This is a genomic window from Acinetobacter sp. ABJ_C1_1, assembly GCF_044684115.1.
GTDB lineage: Bacteria > Pseudomonadota > Gammaproteobacteria > Pseudomonadales > Moraxellaceae > Acinetobacter > Acinetobacter nosocomialis_A.
Genome location: NZ_JBITPU010000010.1, coordinates 54203 through 74820 on the forward strand (window position 1 = coordinate 54203; position 20618 = coordinate 74820).

At 40.0% G+C, this 20618-nt stretch carries 20 protein-coding genes and 1 riboswitch; of the genes, 13 read left to right on the plus strand and 7 right to left on the minus strand.

Annotated features, from left to right (window positions below):
- The first annotated feature begins 10 nt into the window (after positions 1-10).
- Together baeS and ACG59Z_RS12420 are read left to right on the plus strand one after the other, a co-directional pair.
- The gene (gene baeS / locus ACG59Z_RS12415; RefSeq protein WP_400199657.1) at positions 11-1672 is read left to right on the plus strand and encodes a sensor histidine kinase efflux regulator BaeS; all 1662 of its coding nucleotides are present in this window, start codon (positions 11-13) and stop codon (positions 1670-1672) included.
- 19 nt (positions 1673-1691) lie between these two features.
- Positions 1692-2378: a response regulator gene (locus tag ACG59Z_RS12420; protein ID WP_263614564.1), complete on the plus strand. Its 687-nt coding sequence runs from the start codon at positions 1692-1694 to the stop codon at positions 2376-2378.
- Between the two features lie 69 nt (positions 2379-2447).
- On the opposite strand, the gene ACG59Z_RS12425 is transcribed toward ACG59Z_RS12420, so the two are convergent.
- From ACG59Z_RS12425 to ACG59Z_RS12435, 3 genes are all read right to left on the minus strand, one after another.
- The gene (locus ACG59Z_RS12425; protein ID WP_400199660.1) at positions 2448-3029 is read right to left on the minus strand and encodes a murein L,D-transpeptidase family protein; all 582 of its coding nucleotides are present in this window, start codon (positions 3027-3029) and stop codon (positions 2448-2450) included.
- A gap of 68 nt (positions 3030-3097) precedes the next feature.
- Positions 3098-4540, minus strand: coding sequence for a YdiU family protein (locus ACG59Z_RS12430; RefSeq protein ID WP_400199661.1), 1443 nt, complete (start codon positions 4538-4540; stop codon positions 3098-3100).
- A gap of 113 nt (positions 4541-4653) precedes the next feature.
- Positions 4654-5826 (minus strand): acyl-CoA desaturase, encoded by a 1173-nt coding sequence (locus ACG59Z_RS12435; RefSeq protein WP_263614561.1) that lies wholly within the window; start codon positions 5824-5826, stop codon positions 4654-4656.
- A 208-nt stretch (positions 5827-6034) separates the two neighbouring features.
- Between ACG59Z_RS12435 and ACG59Z_RS12440 the strand changes: the two genes are divergently transcribed.
- Positions 6035-6565: an META domain-containing protein gene (locus ACG59Z_RS12440; protein WP_400199663.1), complete on the plus strand. Its 531-nt coding sequence runs from the start codon at positions 6035-6037 to the stop codon at positions 6563-6565.
- Between the two features lie 27 nt (positions 6566-6592).
- Here the strand turns inward: ACG59Z_RS12440 and ACG59Z_RS12445 are convergent, their stop codons facing one another.
- The 3 genes from ACG59Z_RS12445 to ACG59Z_RS12455 form a co-directional block, all read right to left on the minus strand.
- The gene (locus ACG59Z_RS12445) at positions 6593-7306 is read right to left on the minus strand and encodes a glycerophosphodiester phosphodiesterase (protein ID WP_400199664.1); all 714 of its coding nucleotides are present in this window, start codon (positions 7304-7306) and stop codon (positions 6593-6595) included.
- A gap of 73 nt (positions 7307-7379) precedes the next feature.
- Complete coding sequence (locus ACG59Z_RS12450) at positions 7380-7958, minus strand: cob(I)yrinic acid a,c-diamide adenosyltransferase (protein ID WP_068564952.1); 579 nt, start codon at positions 7956-7958, stop codon at positions 7380-7382.
- Positions 7959-8054: 96 nt separating this feature from the next.
- Positions 8055-9905 (minus strand): TonB-dependent receptor plug domain-containing protein, encoded by a 1851-nt coding sequence (locus tag ACG59Z_RS12455; protein WP_400199665.1) that lies wholly within the window; start codon positions 9903-9905, stop codon positions 8055-8057.
- Positions 9906-9928: 23 nt separating this feature from the next.
- A riboswitch (cobalamin riboswitch) is annotated at positions 9929-10136 on the minus strand.
- A 126-nt stretch (positions 10137-10262) separates the two neighbouring features.
- Here ACG59Z_RS12455 and ACG59Z_RS12460 point away from each other — a divergent pair.
- The 5 genes from ACG59Z_RS12460 to ACG59Z_RS12480 all read left to right on the plus strand — a co-directional run bounded on the left by ACG59Z_RS12460 (position 10263) and on the right by ACG59Z_RS12480 (position 14288).
- Positions 10263-10922 (plus strand): phosphoribosylanthranilate isomerase, encoded by a 660-nt coding sequence (locus ACG59Z_RS12460; RefSeq protein WP_400199667.1) that lies wholly within the window; start codon positions 10263-10265, stop codon positions 10920-10922.
- Positions 10906-12135 carry a tryptophan synthase subunit beta gene (gene trpB, locus ACG59Z_RS12465; protein WP_049065708.1) on the plus strand — a complete coding sequence of 410 codons (1230 nt, stop codon included), beginning with the start codon at positions 10906-10908 and terminating at the stop codon, positions 12133-12135. Before ACG59Z_RS12460 ends, trpB begins: the two co-directional genes overlap by 17 nt.
- A 9-nt stretch (positions 12136-12144) precedes the next feature.
- A complete protein-coding gene (locus ACG59Z_RS12470) occupies positions 12145-12654 on the plus strand; it encodes a DUF1543 domain-containing protein (RefSeq protein ID WP_400199668.1) in 510 nt (169 codons plus the stop codon).
- 152 nt (positions 12655-12806) lie between these two features.
- Positions 12807-13025, plus strand: coding sequence for a hypothetical protein (locus tag ACG59Z_RS12475; protein ID WP_400199669.1), 219 nt, complete (start codon positions 12807-12809; stop codon positions 13023-13025).
- Positions 13026-13292: 267 nt separating this feature from the next.
- Positions 13293-14288 carry a DUF2804 domain-containing protein gene (locus ACG59Z_RS12480; RefSeq protein WP_263614556.1) on the plus strand — a complete coding sequence of 332 codons (996 nt, stop codon included), beginning with the start codon at positions 13293-13295 and terminating at the stop codon, positions 14286-14288.
- Positions 14289-14296: 8 nt separating this feature from the next.
- Here the strand turns inward: ACG59Z_RS12480 and ACG59Z_RS12485 are convergent, their stop codons facing one another.
- Complete coding sequence (locus ACG59Z_RS12485) at positions 14297-15172, minus strand: metal-dependent hydrolase (RefSeq protein ID WP_400199671.1); 876 nt, start codon at positions 15170-15172, stop codon at positions 14297-14299.
- A gap of 121 nt (positions 15173-15293) precedes the next feature.
- On the opposite strand from ACG59Z_RS12485, the gene ACG59Z_RS12490 reads away from it, so the two are divergent.
- The 5 genes from ACG59Z_RS12490 (at position 15294) to ACG59Z_RS12510 (ending at position 20616) form a co-directional block, all read left to right on the plus strand.
- Positions 15294-16343 carry an AraC family transcriptional regulator ligand-binding domain-containing protein gene (locus ACG59Z_RS12490; protein ID WP_400199673.1) on the plus strand — a complete coding sequence of 350 codons (1050 nt, stop codon included), beginning with the start codon at positions 15294-15296 and terminating at the stop codon, positions 16341-16343.
- A gap of 244 nt (positions 16344-16587) precedes the next feature.
- A complete protein-coding gene (gene trpA / locus ACG59Z_RS12495; RefSeq protein WP_016804527.1) occupies positions 16588-17391 on the plus strand; it encodes a tryptophan synthase subunit alpha in 804 nt (267 codons plus the stop codon).
- Positions 17388-18284 (plus strand): acetyl-CoA carboxylase, carboxyltransferase subunit beta, encoded by an 897-nt coding sequence (gene accD, locus ACG59Z_RS12500; protein WP_004705709.1) that lies wholly within the window; start codon positions 17388-17390, stop codon positions 18282-18284. The genes trpA and accD overlap by 4 nt, the downstream gene beginning before the upstream one ends.
- Positions 18281-19567: a bifunctional tetrahydrofolate synthase/dihydrofolate synthase gene (gene folC / locus ACG59Z_RS12505; protein ID WP_400199674.1), complete on the plus strand. Its 1287-nt coding sequence runs from the start codon at positions 18281-18283 to the stop codon at positions 19565-19567. The genes accD and folC overlap by 4 nt, the downstream gene beginning before the upstream one ends.
- Positions 19558-20616 carry an SPOR domain-containing protein gene (locus ACG59Z_RS12510; protein ID WP_400199676.1) on the plus strand — a complete coding sequence of 353 codons (1059 nt, stop codon included), beginning with the start codon at positions 19558-19560 and terminating at the stop codon, positions 20614-20616. The genes folC and ACG59Z_RS12510 overlap by 10 nt, the downstream gene beginning before the upstream one ends.
- Positions 20617-20618: the final 2 nt, after the last annotated feature.

The window sequence follows — 20618 nt, forward strand, 5'->3', positions numbered from 1 at the left end:
GAGAGTGCTTTTGAACGTACTACGTGTTCCCATTGCATTGCGGCTATTTTTAACGGTCTTGCTTACTACGCTGTTAATTGCAACCGCAAGTTTGAGTGTTCTGCACTGGACGATGCAAAAGAACTTTGCCAAATATGTGGCCGATGTTGAAATGCAAAAGCTAGATCGGCTCATGACCAATCTTGGAAATGTCTATACCGTTTATCATGATTGGGGAAATGCGATTCAGGCGCAAATCTTACAAATTGAAGGAACGGCAGCTCCAGATGATTATGACCGTCTTTCGCAGTGGTGGTTAAGACGCCAATATGATATTGCCATCCAGCAGCATTCGTTCGATGAGCACACTCTCATTAATGTTTCTCCAGATGGTGCGACTGCAAATAAAAACTCTATTTTTAGTGATGAAGAGCTACGCACATTGGAAAAGAATTTGCCTTCTGAGTATCAACCATTTGAAGGTTTAAAATTCCCATTAAGTGCCAACCAGTTTCGTCCACGTGATGACAGTAAAAACAAGTCAAAAAGAGGAAGTCTCAAAGACATTGAGACTCAAAATGGTAAGAAGCGCTTTATTGCTTTACCAGACCGTTTGGGCTTAAGTTCTCGTTTATCTTTATATGATGCCAAACATCAATTTGTAGTTGGTGAACCTCCATCTTCAGATCAAATGTCTTACCGTCCCATCATCGTTAATAATCAGGTGGTCGGTTATTTAGGCCTAAAACCAGTTCTAGATAAAGAAGATGCTTTAAGTATTAATTTCTTTAGTAATCAAAAGCGTTATTTACTTTTAATTTATGCCTTAACTTTACTATCGAGTTTAGTTGCAGCACTTTTAATGGCAACTTATTTTAAAAAGCCAATTCAACGTTTATTAAATGCGACAAAGGAGTTAACTAAAGGTAATTATCAACATCAAGTGGTCATTAAACGTAATGATGAACTTGGTGATTTATCGACTCAATTGAACCATTTGGCCGAGATTCTACATCAACATGAAGAATCACGCCGTCAATGGGTTGCAGATACATCTCATGAATTGAAAACACCATTAGCTGTTTTGCAGGCGCAAATTGAAGCAATGCAAGATGGTATTCGAAAGGCGACCCCTGAACACCTTGATGCCATGATGCGACAAGTTTCGAGTTTAAAGAAACTCACTCAAGACCTTGCAGACTTGGCTCAGGCCGATGCTCAGCAACTTAAATGTTATGTTAGTTCGGTCAATCCATGGGATGTTGTACTTCAAGAGGTCGAAAATTTTAGACCTAAACTCGAACAGGCAGGCTTAGAAATTGAGGTTGAAGGTGAGGGCGTTCCATTATTATTAGACCGTGACCGGTTTAAACAAATTATCGTGAATTTGATTAGTAATAGTATTCGTTATACCGAAACAGGTGGAAAAATTCATATTCATACACGTCAAACCGCCCAAAATTGGACTTTATATGTCGATGACAGCCCATTTGGTTTAAATGATGAACAATTGTCTCGTTTAGGTGAACGTTTTTATCGTGTCGATGATTCGCGCACGCGTAGTACAGGTGGAACAGGACTAGGCTTAGCTTTATCTTGTAAAATTGCGCAAGCGCTTGGTGGTACACTCAGTTTTGAGCACTCACCATTAGGTGGTCTACGTTGTGTACTGACCTTTGAAAAGCAGAGTTAAATAAAAGGAAAAATGGCCCATGAAACATGTAATGTTGGTTGAGGATGAAGTCGAGTTAGCGCAGCTAGTGCGTGATTATCTTGAGGCTGCTGGTTTCGAAGTTAGCATGTTTCATGATGGTCAAGATGCTTATACGAGCTTTCAACAACGCAAACCTAATTTAATGATTCTGGACTTAATGGTTCCAAGAATGGATGGTTTAACCATTTGCCGTAAGGTGCGTGAACAGTCAGATTTACCGATTATTATGGTGACTGCGCGTACTGAAGAAATTGACCGTGTTTTAGGTCTAAATATGGGAGCAGACGATTATGTGTGCAAACCTTTTAGTCCAAAAGAGTTAGTTGCCCGTGTACAAGCAGTTTTACGTCGTTTGGAACGTAAGGCCGAGCCAGAACAAAATGATTCGTTCCGGATCGATAAAGCTCAACAAAGAATTTGGTATCAACAAAAATCTTTAAGTTTAACGCCGACAGAATTTCGCCTACTTGAGCTATTTTTAGAACATGTGGGGCAAGTTTATTCACGTGCACAATTATTAGACCATATTAATCCGGATAGCTTTGATGTCGCTGACCGAGTTATTGATAGCCATATTAAAAACTTGCGTCGAAAAATCACGGAAGTAGCGGAAACTGGTAACCGTCATGAGTGGATTCAAGCTGTTTACGGTGTAGGGTATCGCTTCGAATATCCAGAAGAATAATTGTTTGGAAAAGTTATTCTGTGGATAACCACAATGTTATCCACAGAAAATGTGGATAGTTTTCAAAGATTATGGATAAATTATAATCTTGGTGTGATTGGGAACTAACTGCCAAATTTCATCTATATCTACATTTCTAACTGCGACACAACCTAAAGTCCAATCTTTGTGTGGCATATAGGTTGAACTAAAAGGCATCGAGAGTAAGGATTTTGGAACTGATCCATGGATCATGATATTTCCGCCTGTTGGCTGGTTATGCTGTTTGGCATAAGCAATATCTTTCGCATCGGGATAGGAAATATGTAATGATTTATAGAAAGCACTTTGGGGATTGCGCCAGTCTATAGAATAAACACCTTCAGGTGTTTTACCGTCATTTTCAAAATTTTTATGCCCTTCAGGGTTGAAGCCTAAACGAATAGGATAACGACGAATTACTTCCTGATTACTTTTGAGTAGAAGTATGCGTTGATTTTTAAACACTTCAATTGAGGTTACAGGTTTTGTCTTTATAAGATGGGATATCTCATTACTTGTAAGTGCTTCATGAGAGCCTGAAAAAGTAGGTAAATATTTTTCATACTTATAAAAAGCAATTCCGAGTGGAATGAATAGAAGTGTACAAATAATGATAGGTCTAATTTTCATATATTATTCTTTGATGATTAAGAAACTCTCTTAAGCTAAGCCACTTAAGAGAGTTTTAGTTTTTTATATTAAGACGAACAACTCACCGCTACATCAGGTACATCGCTTGGTAATGGTCCTAAATCTTCTGGTTTTTCCAAGTCTGGCTGTCTTGTATAAGGATGATTGAGTAGCTTAAACAAACGGTCTACCTCACTAAAATCATCTCGCTCCGCTGCTTCAATCGCTCGTTGTGCCATATGATTACGTAAAATATAAATTGGATTTGCTTGTTGCATGTTTGCATCAAGTTCATCTGTATCTTGGTGCTCACGAATGCTTTCATATTGGGTAAGAAACTCATCAAACTGTCGAATATCAAGACAATCATCTCGTAGTGCTTTGTATTCTTTATTTTGTAGTCGAATAAAGCTTTGAGTGTAATCAAGCTGCTCCGTTTGCAAAATACGCAAAAAACTTAAGCCGCATTCAGTACTGTCTTTGTGGAAATGAGGAAGTCCCATTTTTTTGCACAATCCAGTGGTGTAGTGCTCAATAAAGGTGGGTTCAAACTCTTCTAAGCAAGCAGCTAATTCTTCTTTGAATTGCTCTTTTTGCTCAGGTTCAGCAAGTGGAACTAGATTATTTAACCAAGTCCATAAATTCCAGTGTGCAATACTTGGCTGGTTTTGGTAGGTGTAACGCCCTTGGTAGTCAGAATGGTTGTTAATCCAATTGGGGCGAAAGCGTTCCATAAAACCATATGGACCAAAATCGAGTGTAGAACCTGTAATATTTAAGTTATCGGTATTCATCACGCCGTGAGCAAAACCGAGCAGCTGCCATTTGGCAATCATGATGGCTGTATTTCTAATCACAGCTTTAGCAAAAGCTAAAATAGGTTGTTCTTCTTTTTGGCATTCTGGATAGTGCCATTCAATACATTTTTGAGTGAACTCAGCTAATAACTCTGGTGCATATTGATTGATCCATTCAAAATGACCTAAACGGATATGACATTCAGATGTTCTAAGCAGCATTGCGCCTGGCTCTAGTTTTTCACGCTGTACACCTTGAGCAGAGCTTGTAAAACCTACTGCATGACTCGATGCGACTCCTAGCGCATTTAAGGCATGACCTGCTAAATATTCACGAACAACTGAACGTAGAACTGCTCGACCATCTCCCATACGCGAATAGGGAGTAGGGCCTGCGCCCTTCAAATGCAAATCGATGGTTTGGCCTTTTTTATTAAGAATTTGGCCAATAAGTAAACCACGTCCATCGCCTAGCTGACCTGCCCATTGTCCAAACTGATGGCCTGCATAAACCATTGCTAAAGGGGGAAACTCTGAGAAAGTCCGCTGACCACTGCAAATTTCTACCCAAGCTTGTTTTTCTTCATCTGTCCATTGTAACTCTTCGGCTAAAGCTAAATTAAAGTGACCAGCTTTCGCACCACGCAGAGGAGAAGGCTGTTGTATATGAAAAAGCTTTGGATTGAGTGATGAATAAAGCGGATTGAATTGCATAGGCTGGACTAAATATTTGAGGCGAACTTCACTATACCATAGTTAAAAACGAGCCAAAAAAATAGCGCCTGCAAAGCATGGCTTTACAGGCGCTATTTCGAACTAGACTCGTATTAGTCTGGTACGACGTTTGTGTTCTTTTTAATGTTGCGCATTAAAGTTTCTAAACACTCACGGTGATGACTCAAACGATGTTCAAGCAATTGGAAATCAACCTTTAACTTATGATCCATTTTATGAATCTTTTCAGCCATAGCTGCTTTCTTCGCTTGTAACTCTTGTTCTTTGAGTTTCGCCCAGTCATTTAAAGTGTGGGTAAATGCTTCATATTCTTGAGCAATGCGTTGCTTCATTTGACTCATATCGGCATTTACGTCATGACCATAAATAGCAAGGTCTTGTTCAGCATATTTAAACTTCATTGCCAATTCTGCTTTTTTAATATTAAAGCTTGGAATACGACGTAAGTTCTTTGCTAAACCAACTTTAGAACATGTCCAGATTAACCATTTAGTCGGGTCATACTGCCACCATTTCACACCATTACGATAATCGTATTGGAAAATATGGTGATAGTTATGGTAACCCTCGCCCCATGTTGCAATCGCTAACCAGAAGTTATCGCGTGCTGAGTTTTCATCGGTATAAGGACGTTTACCAAACATGTGGCAAAGTGAGTTAATGAAGAATGTTACTTGATGGCTAATGATTAAACGTAATAAGCCACCGAGAAGAACAACTCCCCATAAATCGCCAGTTGCCCAACCAACTAAACCTAAAATGCCGACATGAACTGCTACAACCAGCAAAGCATAGTATTTATGCTGGAACATCACGAGTTTGTCATTGAGCAAATCAGGTGCATTTTTAAAGTCAGGTTTAGATGGAGAATGATCGCGGATCATCCAACCCATATGGGCATACCAGAAACCACGTTCAATTGAGTACGGATCTTCATCCACATGGTCAACATGGCGGTGGTGAGTACGGTGACCAGATGCCCAAAACAGAATACTGTTTTGTACAGCAAATGTGCCGCCAATCATTAAAAGAATTTTAAGTGGTAATGACGCTTCATAAGCACGGTGTGCCCAAAGACGATGGTAACCAGCAGTAATCCCCATGCTACTTAAAGCTAAAAGAAAAAATAAGCTTACCCATGCGCTTACACTAAAATCATAATAATACGCATAAATCGGGATTATGATTGCAGCAAGAATTGGTAAACCAATTAAGGTAATGCTAGCGGTCCAGTTAATTGGGGCCTTGAGTGGGGCGGAAGTCATATCCGGCAGCGCTCCTAGAAACCTTGTCATACAAGGTAAAAAGACAAAACGACATAGCAAAACCAATCATCAAGATTTATTGCTATTTTGCACATCATATTAGCACGTGCATAGTGAGAATCACTAACATTATTGTACAGATGTATTGAAAGAACCGTAACAGAATTAAACCATGCTTGGCAACATTTCAGATAGGAGAAGTTGTGTAATGAAAATACAGCGATTGAGAAAAAAGAATAGCATTGATATTGCAGGAAAATTGCCATTGAAATGTCTTTTCATCGCAATCAGCCTTGTATTGGCAGCCTGCCAAAGCACGCCGCAACAAAATATTCAAAAAGGCCATGTAAAACCAACACACCATGTACAAACACCAGTAGTCAAAAAGAAAGTGAGCCCAGACGGTGTTCAAGATATTGATTGGCAAATTACTCAAATCAACGGTCATAAGGCAAAATTCTTTAACCAATGGCCGACTCTTTCATTGAACTCCGCAGTCAAAACTGTGTCTGGTCATACGGGATGTAACCGTATTTTTGGTCGATATAGTTTCGACTTCAACCAAAAGAAACTCGATATGGAAGTGAATGCGGGTCATTCAAGTTGTGATGGCGCTTTGGCTCAAGAAGCAGAACTAGTTGACTCTTTACAACGTATTCAACGCTTCCAGTTGGTAGGTAATACCTTGTATTTACTTGATCAGAACGGACAACGCCTAATTCAGGCAGAGAAAAAATAAAAGGTGGTTAATACCACCTTTTTCCATTTAAAGTGCTTCGAGCATTGTCGTGGGAATATCTGTAATTAAACCCTGAATATCTAAATCACGGAGCTTTTTTGCTCTTTCTACATCATTTACTGTCCAGACACTAATGTTTAAACCTGCTTGATGAGATAGTTGAATCATTTCATCTGTAGCAAGTTGGTCATACCAACCAATATGACAGCAACCAAATTGATGAGCGAGTTCAATTGCTGTGGCTCCAACTGGAATTTCAACTAACAAACCGCGCTTAAATTGTGAGTTGATATCACGTAAGGCAGTTAAAATTTGAAGATCGAAACTTGTGATAGTTACGACTTTTTCATAACCCTGTAATTCAGACTCAAGCTTTTGAACTAACTTTTCTGCAAAAGCCATATCTCTGACAGCTTTAACCTCAACTTCAATATGCTCGAAGTTATCAAGCAATTTTAAAACATCTGTAAGAGTGGGTGTTGGCTCTGAATTTGGCCAGTTGGGCCAGTTTTTGCGATGATCAAATGTTAAAGCTTGAGCCAAAGTAGATTGCTCAACAATTTGGTCGACTCCAGCTGTACGTAAAAAATTATCGTCATGAATAACGACCAATTCTTGGTCCTGAAGCTGACGAATATCAAATTCGACACCACGAATACCTAAGTTTTTTATGTGCTGAAAACCCCCTAATGTATTTTCAGGAGCTTCTCGGCGTGCACCACGATGACCAATAATGCGCATAATTTTCTTCTATTCAGTTATTGTTGGTTATGGTCTCTTCAAAAGTAGAGACCATACTTAAGTTAGTCTATTTTTAAATAATCTCATTAATATTTTTTTGCCAAAGGACTTCTTGTCCACCTTCGGCACGCTGTAGAGCACGAGATGCGACAAATAACCAGTCTGATAGACGGTTTAAAAGTTGGAGCGCCGTGGCTTGAATATTTTGATCACGCGTTTGTACTGACATGAGTGACCGTTCTGCACGACGGCAAACAGCACGCGCTTGATGAGCATAACTGCAAGATAAAGAGCCAGATGGCAGAATAAACTCTTTCAGCATAGGCAAATCTTCATTCATACGGTCAATTTCTTTTTCCAGAAACTCAATACAAACGGGCTGAAGTAAATTGTAATTTGGAATACAGACTTCGCCACCTAAGTCGAAAAGCCAATGTTGAATCAAGCTCAGGCTTTTGTCCCAATCTGCTTTATTAGTCACTTGGCTGGCTGTGATTTGTGCACGGAGTACACCAATAATTGCGTTCAGTTCATCAACATCACCAAGTGCCGCAATTCGTAAATCATCTTTGGCAACACGAGAGCCATCGCCTAAACCTGTTGTGCCTGAGTCGCCTGTGCGTGTATAGATTTTGCTTAAACGGTGTCCCATGATGGATATCCTGAACATAAAAAAGGGGATAATGTCGGTCAAAACATTACCCCGAAACTGGAGTTAATAAAATATTTTTATAATCAGATTGAAAAATTAATAACGGAAAGTTACGCCAACAGAAGCTTGGCGACCTGAATTAACATACCAGTCATTTGAAGGATATGTATTTAATACTTCACGATATTGAACATCACCTACATTTTGAATATTGGTAAATAATTTTACGTTAGGAATAACGTTCCAATAAGCATTTAAGTCTACTGTTGCGTAACCTGGTACTCGCATAGAGTTTGCAGAATCTGCATAAGATTTAGCTCTAGCGATTAACGAGGCACTAATTCCATACATTGCATTCTCTAAACCTGTGCTTACAGTGAGAGTCTGGCGAGGGCGATAAGCAATTTCTGTATTGTCTTTTTCATTTTCTGTTTTTACGTAAGCATATTCAGTAGATAAGAACAGATCATCTTGATGCCACTTTACTCCAGCTTCGCCACCAGTAAAATTCGCCTTAGCTATATTTGTATTAGTGCCTGCATTGTAGGCAATAAGATCTTTAATTTTTGTATGATAAACAGAAAAATTAGTACTCACATTAGAGGTAAGATCATAGTTCACACCCATTTCATAAGAAGTGCTTTTTTCTGGCGCTAAGTTTTCATTACCTCCCCATTGTGAATATAGTTCATTCAAGGTTGGAGCTCTGAAAGCACTGCCGATATTTGCATATACACTAGCATTAGGTAAGAAATGATAGCGGATAGCACCTTGTCCAACAGTATGAGTACCAAAGCGTTGGTTGTCTTCTAAGCGAACGCCAACTTGGGTGTCAAAAAGATCATTTTTGAGTTGATGCTGTAAATAATATCCCGTGCTATTTACACTTTTATCTGAGTTAAGAATGGTATTACTTTTATAATTTGCATCGTTATATGTTGCACCAACCAAAATGTTCTGATTTGGAGTAAATTTCCATTTCAGGTTTAGATCGCTTTCATTGTTTTCAGTATTGTAATATGAGTCGTAAGCAGGAACATTTTGTTTATCCTGAACATTTGCATAGTGTGCATTGATGATGAGATCAGGCAAAATATTATAAGCAACTTTCGTGTTGATAACTCGATTTTCGAATAGGCGCTGTGCTGTGTTGGTTATGTAATCATTACTGAAAACATTAGTGCCTTTATTTTCACTAATTGAAGCAGAAGCATCTATTAAGTTTTCTTGAAAGAAGCCTACTTTAGCGTGATAACCTTTTTGATCATATCCAGCCTTTTCATTTTCTGGTTGGCTTTCAAAAATACGTGTTCCATCACTTTCTAAGCGTTGTCCACCTATTTGAGCATAGAAACCTTGATCACTTACAAGATTGGCATTAACAATAGTCTTATAGGTATTATTTTCACCATAAATACCTGTTAGCTCAGCACTTGTTTTCTCAGGTTTTTTAGAAATTAACTGAACTACACCGCCAATAGCATCGCTTCCATATTGAACTGATGCTGGGCCTTTTAAGATTTCAATTTGTTGAACATCTGTTGTATCTAAAAATGCTGGATATAAAGGACCAAGTTCATTTTGACTATTTAAACGAGCGCCATCTTTAAGAACCAATGTATGAACTGATTTAGTACCACGAAGAGAAATTTCAGAAATCTGACCTAGACCACCGCTTTGTTTTACGTAGATGGATGGGTCTCGTTGAATAATATCTGAAACGTTTAATAATGGATTCTGCTCAATGGTTTTTTCATCAATCACTGAAATACGCGCCGGAACTTCACTCGCTTTTTCTGCGCTTTTTGAAGCAGTCACTACAATTGGATCGAGCTGAGTTGCGTTAGTTGTATCTTCAGCAAAAATAACAGGTGAACACCCCATCGCAATAGCGATAGCCCCTACCAGACGAGTAGGTTGAAAAGACTTAGACATAACATGCTCCATACATTCACCCCACGTGAATGATCGGGTAGATAGATGAAACAAGCAGGTCTCCGGACTTCAGCGCCATAATTCATTTATGGACATATTCACCTTCCCACATCACTGCAGTGGTGTAAGTCGATCTCGACTTAAAAAATATGCTTTACATTGTTACCGTTGCGGGGGCAGTGCCGGACTTTCACCAGCTTCCCTAAAGCATCAATTGCTTACACTTGCTTCCATTTGAATGCAGTATAAAGTGCTGAATTGCTTCCTACAACGTCATTTCGAGCAATTCCCAGAGAACTTTTACGCAAGGGACAAAAATTGCATTACAATGGCGTTTATTTTAAAAAATGGTTGTAGTTTAGGCAGATCATGAGCCCATCAAACCAAAAACGTACACGAGCAAAAATCTGTGGAATTACTCGTAAGCAGGATGTTCAAGCAGTAGTCACAGCTGGAGCAGATGCAATAGGTTTTGTTTTTTTTCCGCCAAGTCCAAGAAATGTAACAGGTGAACAAGCACAAGAATTAGCAAAACACGTTCCGCCTTATGTACAAATGGTAGGTTTGTTTGTAAATGCGAGTGCTGCTGAAATTCAGGATGTACTTGATTGTGTTCCCCTAGATGTATTACAACTACATGGCGATGAAACTCCAGAACAATGCCAAGATATTGCTCGCCATTGTAAGCGTCGCTGGTATAAAGCGATTCAGGTCAAACCTGATCTGGATGTAGTTGCTGAAATTCAAAAATATCAGGTAGCTGGTGCCAGTGCTGTATTGCTCGATGCGTGGCATCCTGAGCTTAAAGGGGGCACAGGACATCAGTTTGACTGGTCTAAATTCCCGAAACTTGATATTCCTTTAATTTTGGCAGGTGGTTTAACCCCTGACAATGTCATTGACGCTATTCATACTACCGGTGCTTTTGCAGTAGATGTGAGCGGAGGCGTAGAGTCCGCAAAAGGTATAAAAGACCAACAACTCATTGAACGATTTATGCAAGGAGTCCAACGTGGATCAGCAAAATAATGTGATTGACTATACCCAATTCCCAGACGCAAATGGGCATTTCGGTATCCATGGCGGACGTTTTGTGTCAGAAACTCTAATGGCGGCATTAGAAGATTTAGAAAATCTCTATTCCCGCATGAAAAATGATGAACAGTTTTTGGCAGAATTCGACCGTGACCTCGCCTACTATGTAGGTCGTCCTAGTCCACTTTATTATGCTGAGCGATGGTCAAAAGAGTTAGGCGGTGCGCAAATTTACCTTAAACGTGAAGACTTGAACCATACAGGCTCACACAAGGTAAACAACACGATTGGTCAAGCACTACTTGCAAAGCTTTCTGGTAAAAAACGTATTATTGCTGAAACTGGCGCAGGCCAGCATGGCGTGGCAACGGCAACAATTGCAGCACGTTTAGGTCTTGAGTGTGTTGTGTATATGGGTGCAGAAGACGTTAAACGTCAAGCCATGAATGTTTATCGTATGCGTTTGTTGGGTGCAACAGTTGTTCCTGTACAAAGTGGTTCTAAAACGCTGAAAGATGCCATGAACGAAGCAATGCGTGACTGGGTAACCAACGTTGATACGACTTACTATGTCATTGGTACAGTTGCAGGTCCGCATCCTTACCCTCAACTTGTTCGTGACTTCCAGTCAATTATTGGCCGTGAAGCTCGTAAACAGATTTTGGAGCAAGCAGGTCGCTTACCAGATGCATTAGTTGCTTGTGTAGGTGGTGGTTCAAATGCAATGGGCTTGTTCTATCCATTCTTAAATGATGCCAATGTAAAAATGTATGGTGTTGAGGCTGCTGGCTTTGGTATTGAAACTGGTAAACACTCTGCGCCATTAAATGCAGGCCATGTGGGTGTATTACATGGTAACCGTACTTACCTAATGAGTGATGAACAAGGCCAAATTATCGAGACACATAGTATCTCGGCGGGTCTTGATTATCCGGGCGTTGGTCCTGAACATAGCTTCTTGAAAGATATGAAGCGCGTACAGTACGTGCCAATTAACGATACAGAAGCTCTTCAAGGTTTCCGTGACTTAACCAAAATCGAAGGAATTATTCCTGCGCTTGAAAGCTCGCATGCAATGGCATACGTCTCTAAGCTTGCACCAACCATGTCTAAAGATCAGATTATTATTGCGACTGTTTCAGGTCGTGGTGATAAAGATTTAATGACAGTTGCACGCATTGATGGCGTAGAAATGGTTGAGATGTAAGAGGAAAAAATGCCAAGCTTGTTTATGGTAATGTTGGGTGGACGTCATGCGCGTGCTAATACAGAAGTTCATGATGTAGTCATGGCTGTAGGAGATACTTTGGAAGAAGTTTATCCTCAACTTAAACAGGCTTGGTTTGGTGAGGCTCAAGGGTTGCATATCGATGCTTGGGCCAAGCTCTCTGGTGTTAACTCTCAAGGGCAGAACTATCAAATCCATTTTTCTGATGCAGCGCCGTCAGCTTCAGATCAAAAGTTGTATTTGATTAATCTGGGTGGATATACACCTAATGCCTTTGGTGAGTTACATAGTTACCATTTGGTCGTGGCATCAGATGCGGTAAGTGCCAAACAATTAGGTAAACAGTTTATAGATCAAGAGTGGCATAAACCACATACCGACCGTGTAGTAGATATTGATGATTGCATTCCGATTGACCATATAGCAGGTCGTTACATCCAGTTAGTACAAGGTGAGTTCAATCCAACGCGTTGGGAAAACACTTATTTACTTCTGTAAATGTTCTTAAAAAAGGCTTAAAGGCAAAAATAAAATATAAAAAATTGCTGATCTCATGTATAGCTCTCTCAAATCGCAACTTTTTTGTAGCACTATTTACAATCCATCTGCCTAGACTAGAAGCTCAACATAAGCTCTTTGGAGTAATCAAAATGGGTCTTCTAGATGAAGTAGGTAAAATTGCTGGTGCAATTATCGCGGAACAAGGCGTCGATAAATTAGATCCAGATGCAGGTTTTCTAGAAAAAGCAGCAGGTGCTTTTGCTGGCTATGAAGCAGCAAAAATCGCTGAGAAAAAATTGGAAAATCAGGACAGTAACGAGCAAGAGCCAGAGCCAGAACCAGAACAAGCAAGTGATGATGACGCTTAACTTTTAAAAATTGAATTACACTTAAATCATGAGTTGAATTTGATTTTGTTGATGAATGGGGTCGTAGCTACTGAAATAGACCCTCAAAGAGTTTAAGTTATCGTATATCGATTTAAGTGAATAATAGAAAAAAGAGCATATCAATATGCTCTTTTTTTATGGCTCAACAAAAGTCATTTGAAGATCAAAACAGATGAGTAGCCAATTGGTCAGTGATCAGTCTATTATTAGTCAATAGATGAGCAGGAAATCAACGGATAATAAATAATGGATTTAATTCAAGAAAATGGACAGCCTCGTTATGGGCGTTTTGAATCTGTACCGTCGACCATTCATGTACAACGTTATATCTATAAAACGCCTTATGGCAAGGTCTTAAAGGGCTGGCGTAAGCAATTAAAGTATAAAAAATTTAAATTCTGTGGCATTCAGCATAAGCATTACAGTATTGGTCTCGCAATTGCAGATATTGGTTGGGTTGGGCATGGCTTTTTCTATATTTATGATCATGAAACGGGGCAAGTCATTGAGTGGAACGCCATTCAACCTTTAGGCCATAAAACTCATCTTGATGAGCAGCCATTGTTTAATCAAAGCTATTTTTCTAAATCGCCTTATCAGATCGATATTCAGCATGCCAATGGTGTGCGATACATTCGGGTGACTAAATATGGTGAAATTTGCCTGAGTGCCCGTATTTTTTGTGCTGGAACAGATATTTTAAGTTTGTGTACCCCAACAGGTATTAATGGTTGGACGTATACCCAAAAGCAGACCACTTTGGCTGTAGAGGGAATGTTCATTAATAAACAGAATCAACTTATACAATTCGATGAAAAGACATTTGCATCGCTTGATGATACTTGTGGTTTTTTACGCCCTGAGACCGCTTGGTTTTGGCTTTCATGTAATTTTTGGGATGAGCAGGGGAGACGTATTGGGCTAAATTTGGCTTCTGGGGTTAATGAAAGTTTTGGTAATGAAAACTGTTTATGGGTGAATGGCGTTTTATTTCCACTTACAGATGTTTTATTTGAAAAAATAAATGATGAGACATGGAAAATTAGCTCTTTAGATCAAAAGCTTAATCTGCACGTCCATATTGGTTGGTGTCGATACGAAAATATTAATTTAAGGATGATCGGAAGCCAGTTCAATCAGTGGCAAGCCAAAATTAGCGGCACTATTGAGCATGAGGCAATCGATACAATCACTTGCAATGAGCAATACGGGCTATTAGAACAACATTATGCAAAGTGGTAACAAGCAGGTTATAAACCTGCTTGCCAAAATGCTTCACCCGCTGCGATTGGGTCATTTGTTTTTTCTAAAGTTTCAATCCAAACAGGATACTGACGAATAACAGGATGTTGGCTTGGGTGAAAATCTTTTTTAAACCAGTCCAAATATTGTTTTTTCATAGCTGTTAATGTGCCATTTCTTCCAAAGAACCAAGGTAAACCTTTGAGTGTCATTGATAACCTTTCTTTAGGGCTAAAGCCATCACATTTCAACATAATGTTGGTTCTATAAAGTGTAAAACCAAACATGAGTACAGTTGTTAAAACAAGTACAAAGCGACGTGTTGACTCTGGAACTTCACCTACTTGTCTCATGACATCAAATGCCACATCGCGATGCTCCATTTCTTCAATGGCATGCCACGCAAACAGCGCGCGTACATAAGGATGAGCATTTTCCAAGGTTTTTTTATTGCTATAAAAGGTTTCTGCCATTAATGCTGTTAAATGTTCAGCGGCAGCAGTCATGGCAATATTATATTGTGGTGAACGTTTGGTAAGCTCAAAACGGAAAATCCTTTTAAGTGTGCTTGTGAACTCATCCACAGGCATACCTTGTTCTTTCATAAGCTGATTCATTTTGTCATGGGCAATGCCATGTTGAGCTTCTTGTTTAATAAAATCGGCAACTCGATTTTGTAGTTCCGGGTCATCAATTTTGTCACGGAACATCCGTACACATTCAATGAAGTAACGCTCTCCATCTGGAAAGGTTAAGCTGAGTGCATCAAACATGCGAGTCAAAAAAGGATCGTTATTAAACCAAAAGCGTGGTGCTTCGTTTAAATGAAAATCTAGATCTTTGCGAACTACTGGCTCGACCTGATAAGAAACATGTGCGTTCATCTTTGTATTTCTCGCAACTAAGCTTTTCATTAGTATGTCGTGAATGGTCGGCTTTGTTTTGACAGTTATCGCCAATTTTTATACAGTTTGCGACAAGATGGCAGTAAAAAAAGGAAACGCCATGCAAGAGTTTACGATCTCAAATGGATACTTTTATCTTTGGAATACGTATTTAAAAGAAAAGGGAATAGCTTGGCAGTCACTCAATTTAAATGACACTCAAACTCGGCAAATACAAAATATTTTATCTGCTTCTATTGATGCTCAGTCCTCCTTACACCTTTTTATTGAGCTTTTAGAACTGACTGAATCTCAATTACAAGTGACCAATTTGGCTTTAGAAATGGCAGCCTGTATTACACCTGCCAACTTTGGCGTGCTGGGTTACATGGCATCTAGAAGTGATACTTTGGGTCAAGTGGTTAAGTATATTGCTAAATTCCACCGTCTAGTCATTGATGGGGAGCAAGTTGTCCCCATCCAAATTGAGCAAGATGCTTCCAAAATTCGCTTGTATTGGCCTTTGGTTGATGACAGTAATATTGTACTTAGTGAGTTAACCTTAGCCGCAATGGTACAGCTTGCTAAAGAGATTGCTCCCTTGCATGATTTTCTTTTACAGCATGTCGAGTTTGTACACCGACCTCGGGGACCATTGGTTCATTATCAACGCTTCTTTCAGTGCAAATTGTCATTTGACCGACCTTACTATGCATTAACTTTTGCAAGTGAAAGTTTAAATGTTCGTCCCCAGCATGCAGATCCGACTTTAGTGCAGCTTTTAGTGAAACAAGCTGAAGAAGCTTTGGTTCAACGAAAAATACATACCGATTTAGTTCAGCAAATACATTGGATCGTACAAGAATATTTGAAGCACAAGCAGCAGGCTCCAAAAATAGAAGATATTGCCATCGAACTTAATGTTTCAGTACGAAGCTTGCAGCGTCAACTACAGGCCTTAAACACTTCATTTAAATTAATTTTAGATACTGAGCGCATGAAGCGCTGCGAGATATTGTTAAGTCAAAATGAAAGTCTTACCGCAATTGCCGAGCAGTTGGGTTATTCCGATCAGTCTGCACTTGCAAGGGCACATAAAAATTTAACAGGGCAAACGTTATTAACCCATAAAAAGCAATTGCAACTCACCCATAAAAATACAGAGAAATAGAGTTTTTGATGTTTTTTTATTCAAATTGCAAACGAATAATGGCTCAAAAATAGGAAGCTTTGATCATTGAGAAAAGTTTCAAAATATTGATAAATGTACGCCATGGGTTGTATGAATCATACAATCGAATATCGCCATAACGTTAGACCTGTTCAATGAACAAAAAATAGCGTTAAAATGCGGTGTTCTTGTATTTCTACAAACAACTCCTCAATTTTAAATAATTCAAGGAAAGCACAACCCTATGTCACGTCTTGCCACCCGTTTTGAAAAGCTTAAGTCCCAACAACGTAAAGCGCTTGTATCTTATGTTATGGCGGGTGATCCACAGCCACAAGTAACTGTTCCGTTACTTCATAAAATGGTTGCGGCAGGAGTAGACGTTCTTGAGCTTGGTTTACCATTTTCAGATCCAATGGCTGATGGTCCGGTTATTGCGCTTGCTGCGGAACGCGCGCTTGCGGCAGGGACCAACACCTTAGATGCATTGAACATGGTAAAAGAGTTTCGTGAACAGGATCAGGAAACACCTGTAGTTTTGATGGGTTATCTCAATCCTGTTGAAGTGATTGGTTATGAGAAGTTTGTTTCTTATGCGAAACAATGTGGTGTAGATGGCTTATTACTTGTGGACTTACCACCAGAAGAGTCAAAAGAATTTGGTGCGATCTTAAAACAGCATGATATGGACCAAATCTTCTTACTTGCACCAACTTCAACCGATCAACGTATTCAACACGTAGCAAATCAGGCAAGTGGTTTTATCTACTATGTTTCACTTAAGGGTGTAACAGGTGCAGCGACTTTAGATACTTCTGAAGCGGCTGCGCGTATTGAAAAAATCAAAAGTGTAACTAACGTTCCAGTTGGCGTTGGTTTCGGAATTAGTGATGCTGCTTCAGCGAAAGCGATGGGTAGCGTTGCAGATGCCGTGATTGTAGGTAGTGCTTTCGTTAAATCTTTTGCAACGTTAACAGCTGATGAAGCTGTTGAACAGACGGTGAATAAAGTCAAGGAGCTTCGAGCAGCGCTCGATGAGTTAGTATGAATCAAGAAGTGAAATCAGGGAAAGTTCTTAGCCCTTCGACGCCATGGACACAGCGTCCAGTTCCAGGTATTGAAGTTGCAGATGAGCAACAGACTCTCAAAGCAACATTTACTGAGCCGACTATTGAGTGCCCTGAATGTCATGCTTTAGTGACACGTACCGCTATATCTTTCAACGCGTATGTATGTCCACAGTGTGACGAACACTTAAAAATGAAAGCTCGCGATCGCTTAAACTGGTTCTTCGACAATGTTGTGACTGAATTAGGTCAAGAGTTTAGCGCGAAAGATCCATTAAAGTTTGTTGATAGCAAACCGTATCCAGAACGTATGCGTGAAGCGCAAACTAAAACTGGTGAAACGGAAGCATTAATTGCCATGCAAGGTAACTTAAATGGCGTAGACATGATTGCATGCGCTTTTGAGTTCGACTTTATGGGCGGCTCAATGGGTACTGTAGTAGGTGATCGTTTTGTTCAGGCGGCTGAGCTTGCAATTGAAAAACGCCAACCATTAATCTGCTTTGCAGCTTCTGGTGGTGCACGCATGCAAGAAGGTATGTTGTCGCTTATGCAAATGGCGCGTACTTCTGCAGCAATTCAAAAATTAAAAGATGCGGGTTTACCTTATATCGTGGTGTTAACACATCCAGTATATGGTGGTGTAACAGCTTCTTTAGCAATGTTGGGTGATATCCATATTGCAGAACCTAAAGCAATGATCGGCTTTGCTGGTAAACGTGTAATTGAGCAAACTGTACGTGAAACATTGGAAGAACCGTTCCAACGTGCTGAATATTTGCTTGATCATGGTGTAATCGATCAGATTGTTCATCGTCATGCTTTACGTGATACTGTATCTCGACTTGTATCGAAATTGATGAACTTACCTTGAAACAACAAGCTCCACTTTCAACAGACTCTTTAGATACATGGCTCAATTATTGGAGCCATGTTCACGTTACAGGGATCGATCTTGGTCTGGAACGTGTTATTCCCGTAGCAGAAAAATTAGGCGTGACTAAACCCGCTGCTAAAGTTTTTACTGTTGCCGGAACAAACGGGAAAGGTTCAACCACAACTACACTTGCATCTATATTAAAAGCGCAAGGCTATAAAGTTGGGTTGTATCAATCACCGCATATCTATCGTTTTAACGAACGGGTCAAGTTAGGTGGAGTCGAGGTTGATGATCAAAGCCTGATTGACGCTTTTGTACAAGTTGATCAGGCTCGTCGCGATTGCGATTTAAGCCTATCTTTTTTTGAAGCAACCACTTTGGCTGCTTTTGTCATTTTTAAGCAGCAACAATGCGATGTATGGGTGCTTGAAGTCGGTTTAGGCGGACGTCTTGATGTCGTCAACGTTATCGACCCTAATATTGCTGTAATCACCAATATCGGTCTTGACCACACTGATTGGTTAGGCGATACGATAGAGAAAATTGCTTTTGAAAAAGCAGGCATTATACGTCCTGATATTCCTGTAATTTTTGCAGGCGAGCAAGTTTTACCTCAAGCTATTCAAGATAAAGCCAATAGTTCACAAGCGACGCTATACGCAATTAATAGAGACTATTTTTATAAACTCGCCAGTGATGGAAAACACTGGTATTTTGCAAGTGAAGGAACTACTTTAAAACTGCCATTAGGGTCACTTGCAATTGAAAATATTGCAGGGGCAGTTGCTGCTGTATTAAATAGTGGCCTTGAAATCTCACAATCGGCACTAGAGCAGGGTATTGAAAATGCACGCTTGGCAGGACGCTTTGAAGTGCGTCAAGTCAATGGAAAAACCATAATTTTTGATGCCGGACACAATCCACATGGTGTTGAATTTTTGTTAAAGCAATTGCGAAATTTCTTAGAATACAATAAACAGTACACAGAAGTTGTCGCAGTATTTTCAATGCTGGCAGATAAAGATATAAAATCAGTAGTCGATTTATTGAAACCTACTGTTTTACATTGGAAAATTGCTGAGTTGAATGTGCCGCGTGCTGCACCGATTCAGCAATTGAATGACGCCTTACAGGGCCAGGCAATACAACAATTTGGCAATATCAAAGAGGCTTTTAAATCAGCGCTTGAGCAAACAAATAACAATCAGCTGATTTTAGCCTGTGGTTCGTTTCATACTTTAGAAGCGATTTGGGAGTATTTGGAAGAATGTCAATGAATAACAAACAACGCTGGATGGGTGGCGTTGTTTTATTAGGTGGTGGTGTTTTATTGGCAGCATTACTTCTAAAAGGAAATGAAGAAATAAAACATGTGGGTGCTGAACCACAAACCTCTACATCACCGAAGCCACAAGCTAAACCAAAGCAATCAGCACAAGAAGGGCAGATGGTACAACTACAGCCGCTTGCAGTGGATGTGGAAACAGAAAAACGTCTTCTTGAAGAACAACGCCGTTCGCGTGAAAAAGCTGTAGCGGAACAAGAAGCTCGTGCTGCCGAATTCTTGGCAATGCAGCAACAGGCAGAGGCAGACGCAGCGCGTAAAGCTGCTGCAGAATATGCTGCGATTAATGCTCGTCGTGCTGCTGCACAAGAAAGTTCGGATAACATTCCTCCTGAGGTTGCAGGTGGGGAAGGTAAGGCAAAAGGACAGCAGACTGATACAAAAAAGCCAGTAGATACAGCTAAAGCAGATGCAGATAAAAAAGCTGCTGAAGCAAAGAAACAAGCTGAAGCCGACAAAAAAGCGGCTGAGGCAAAACGTCAGGCTGAAGCTGATAAAAAAGCAGCCGAGGCTAAGAAACAAGCCGAGGCTGAAAAGAAAGCTGCTGAAGCTAAAAAGCATAAGGCTGAAGCTGAGAAAAAGGCTGAAGAAGCTAAACATCAGGCTGAAGCTGACAAGAAAGCTGAAGCAAAGAAACAAGCTGAAGCAGAAAAGAAAGCTGAAGCTAAGCATAAAGCCGAGGCTGAGAAAAAAGCTGAAGCTGAGAAAGCGCGTGAGCTGCTTGAAAATGGCGATAAAAAGTGGATGGTACAAGTTGCATTGGCTGCTAATCAGGCAAATGCAGATGCAGTTGTATCTAAACTACGCGCTAAAGGTTATAAGGTCACGACAAGCCCAACCAGTAAAGGTATTCGTATTATGGTTGGACCAGCAAAAGACCGTGATACAGCAGATGCAGCTCGTAAGAAAATTACGTCTGACTCCAGTTTAAACATGAAGTCAGCTTGGGTCATTGATTGGGTGCCATTAGATCAGCGCTAATC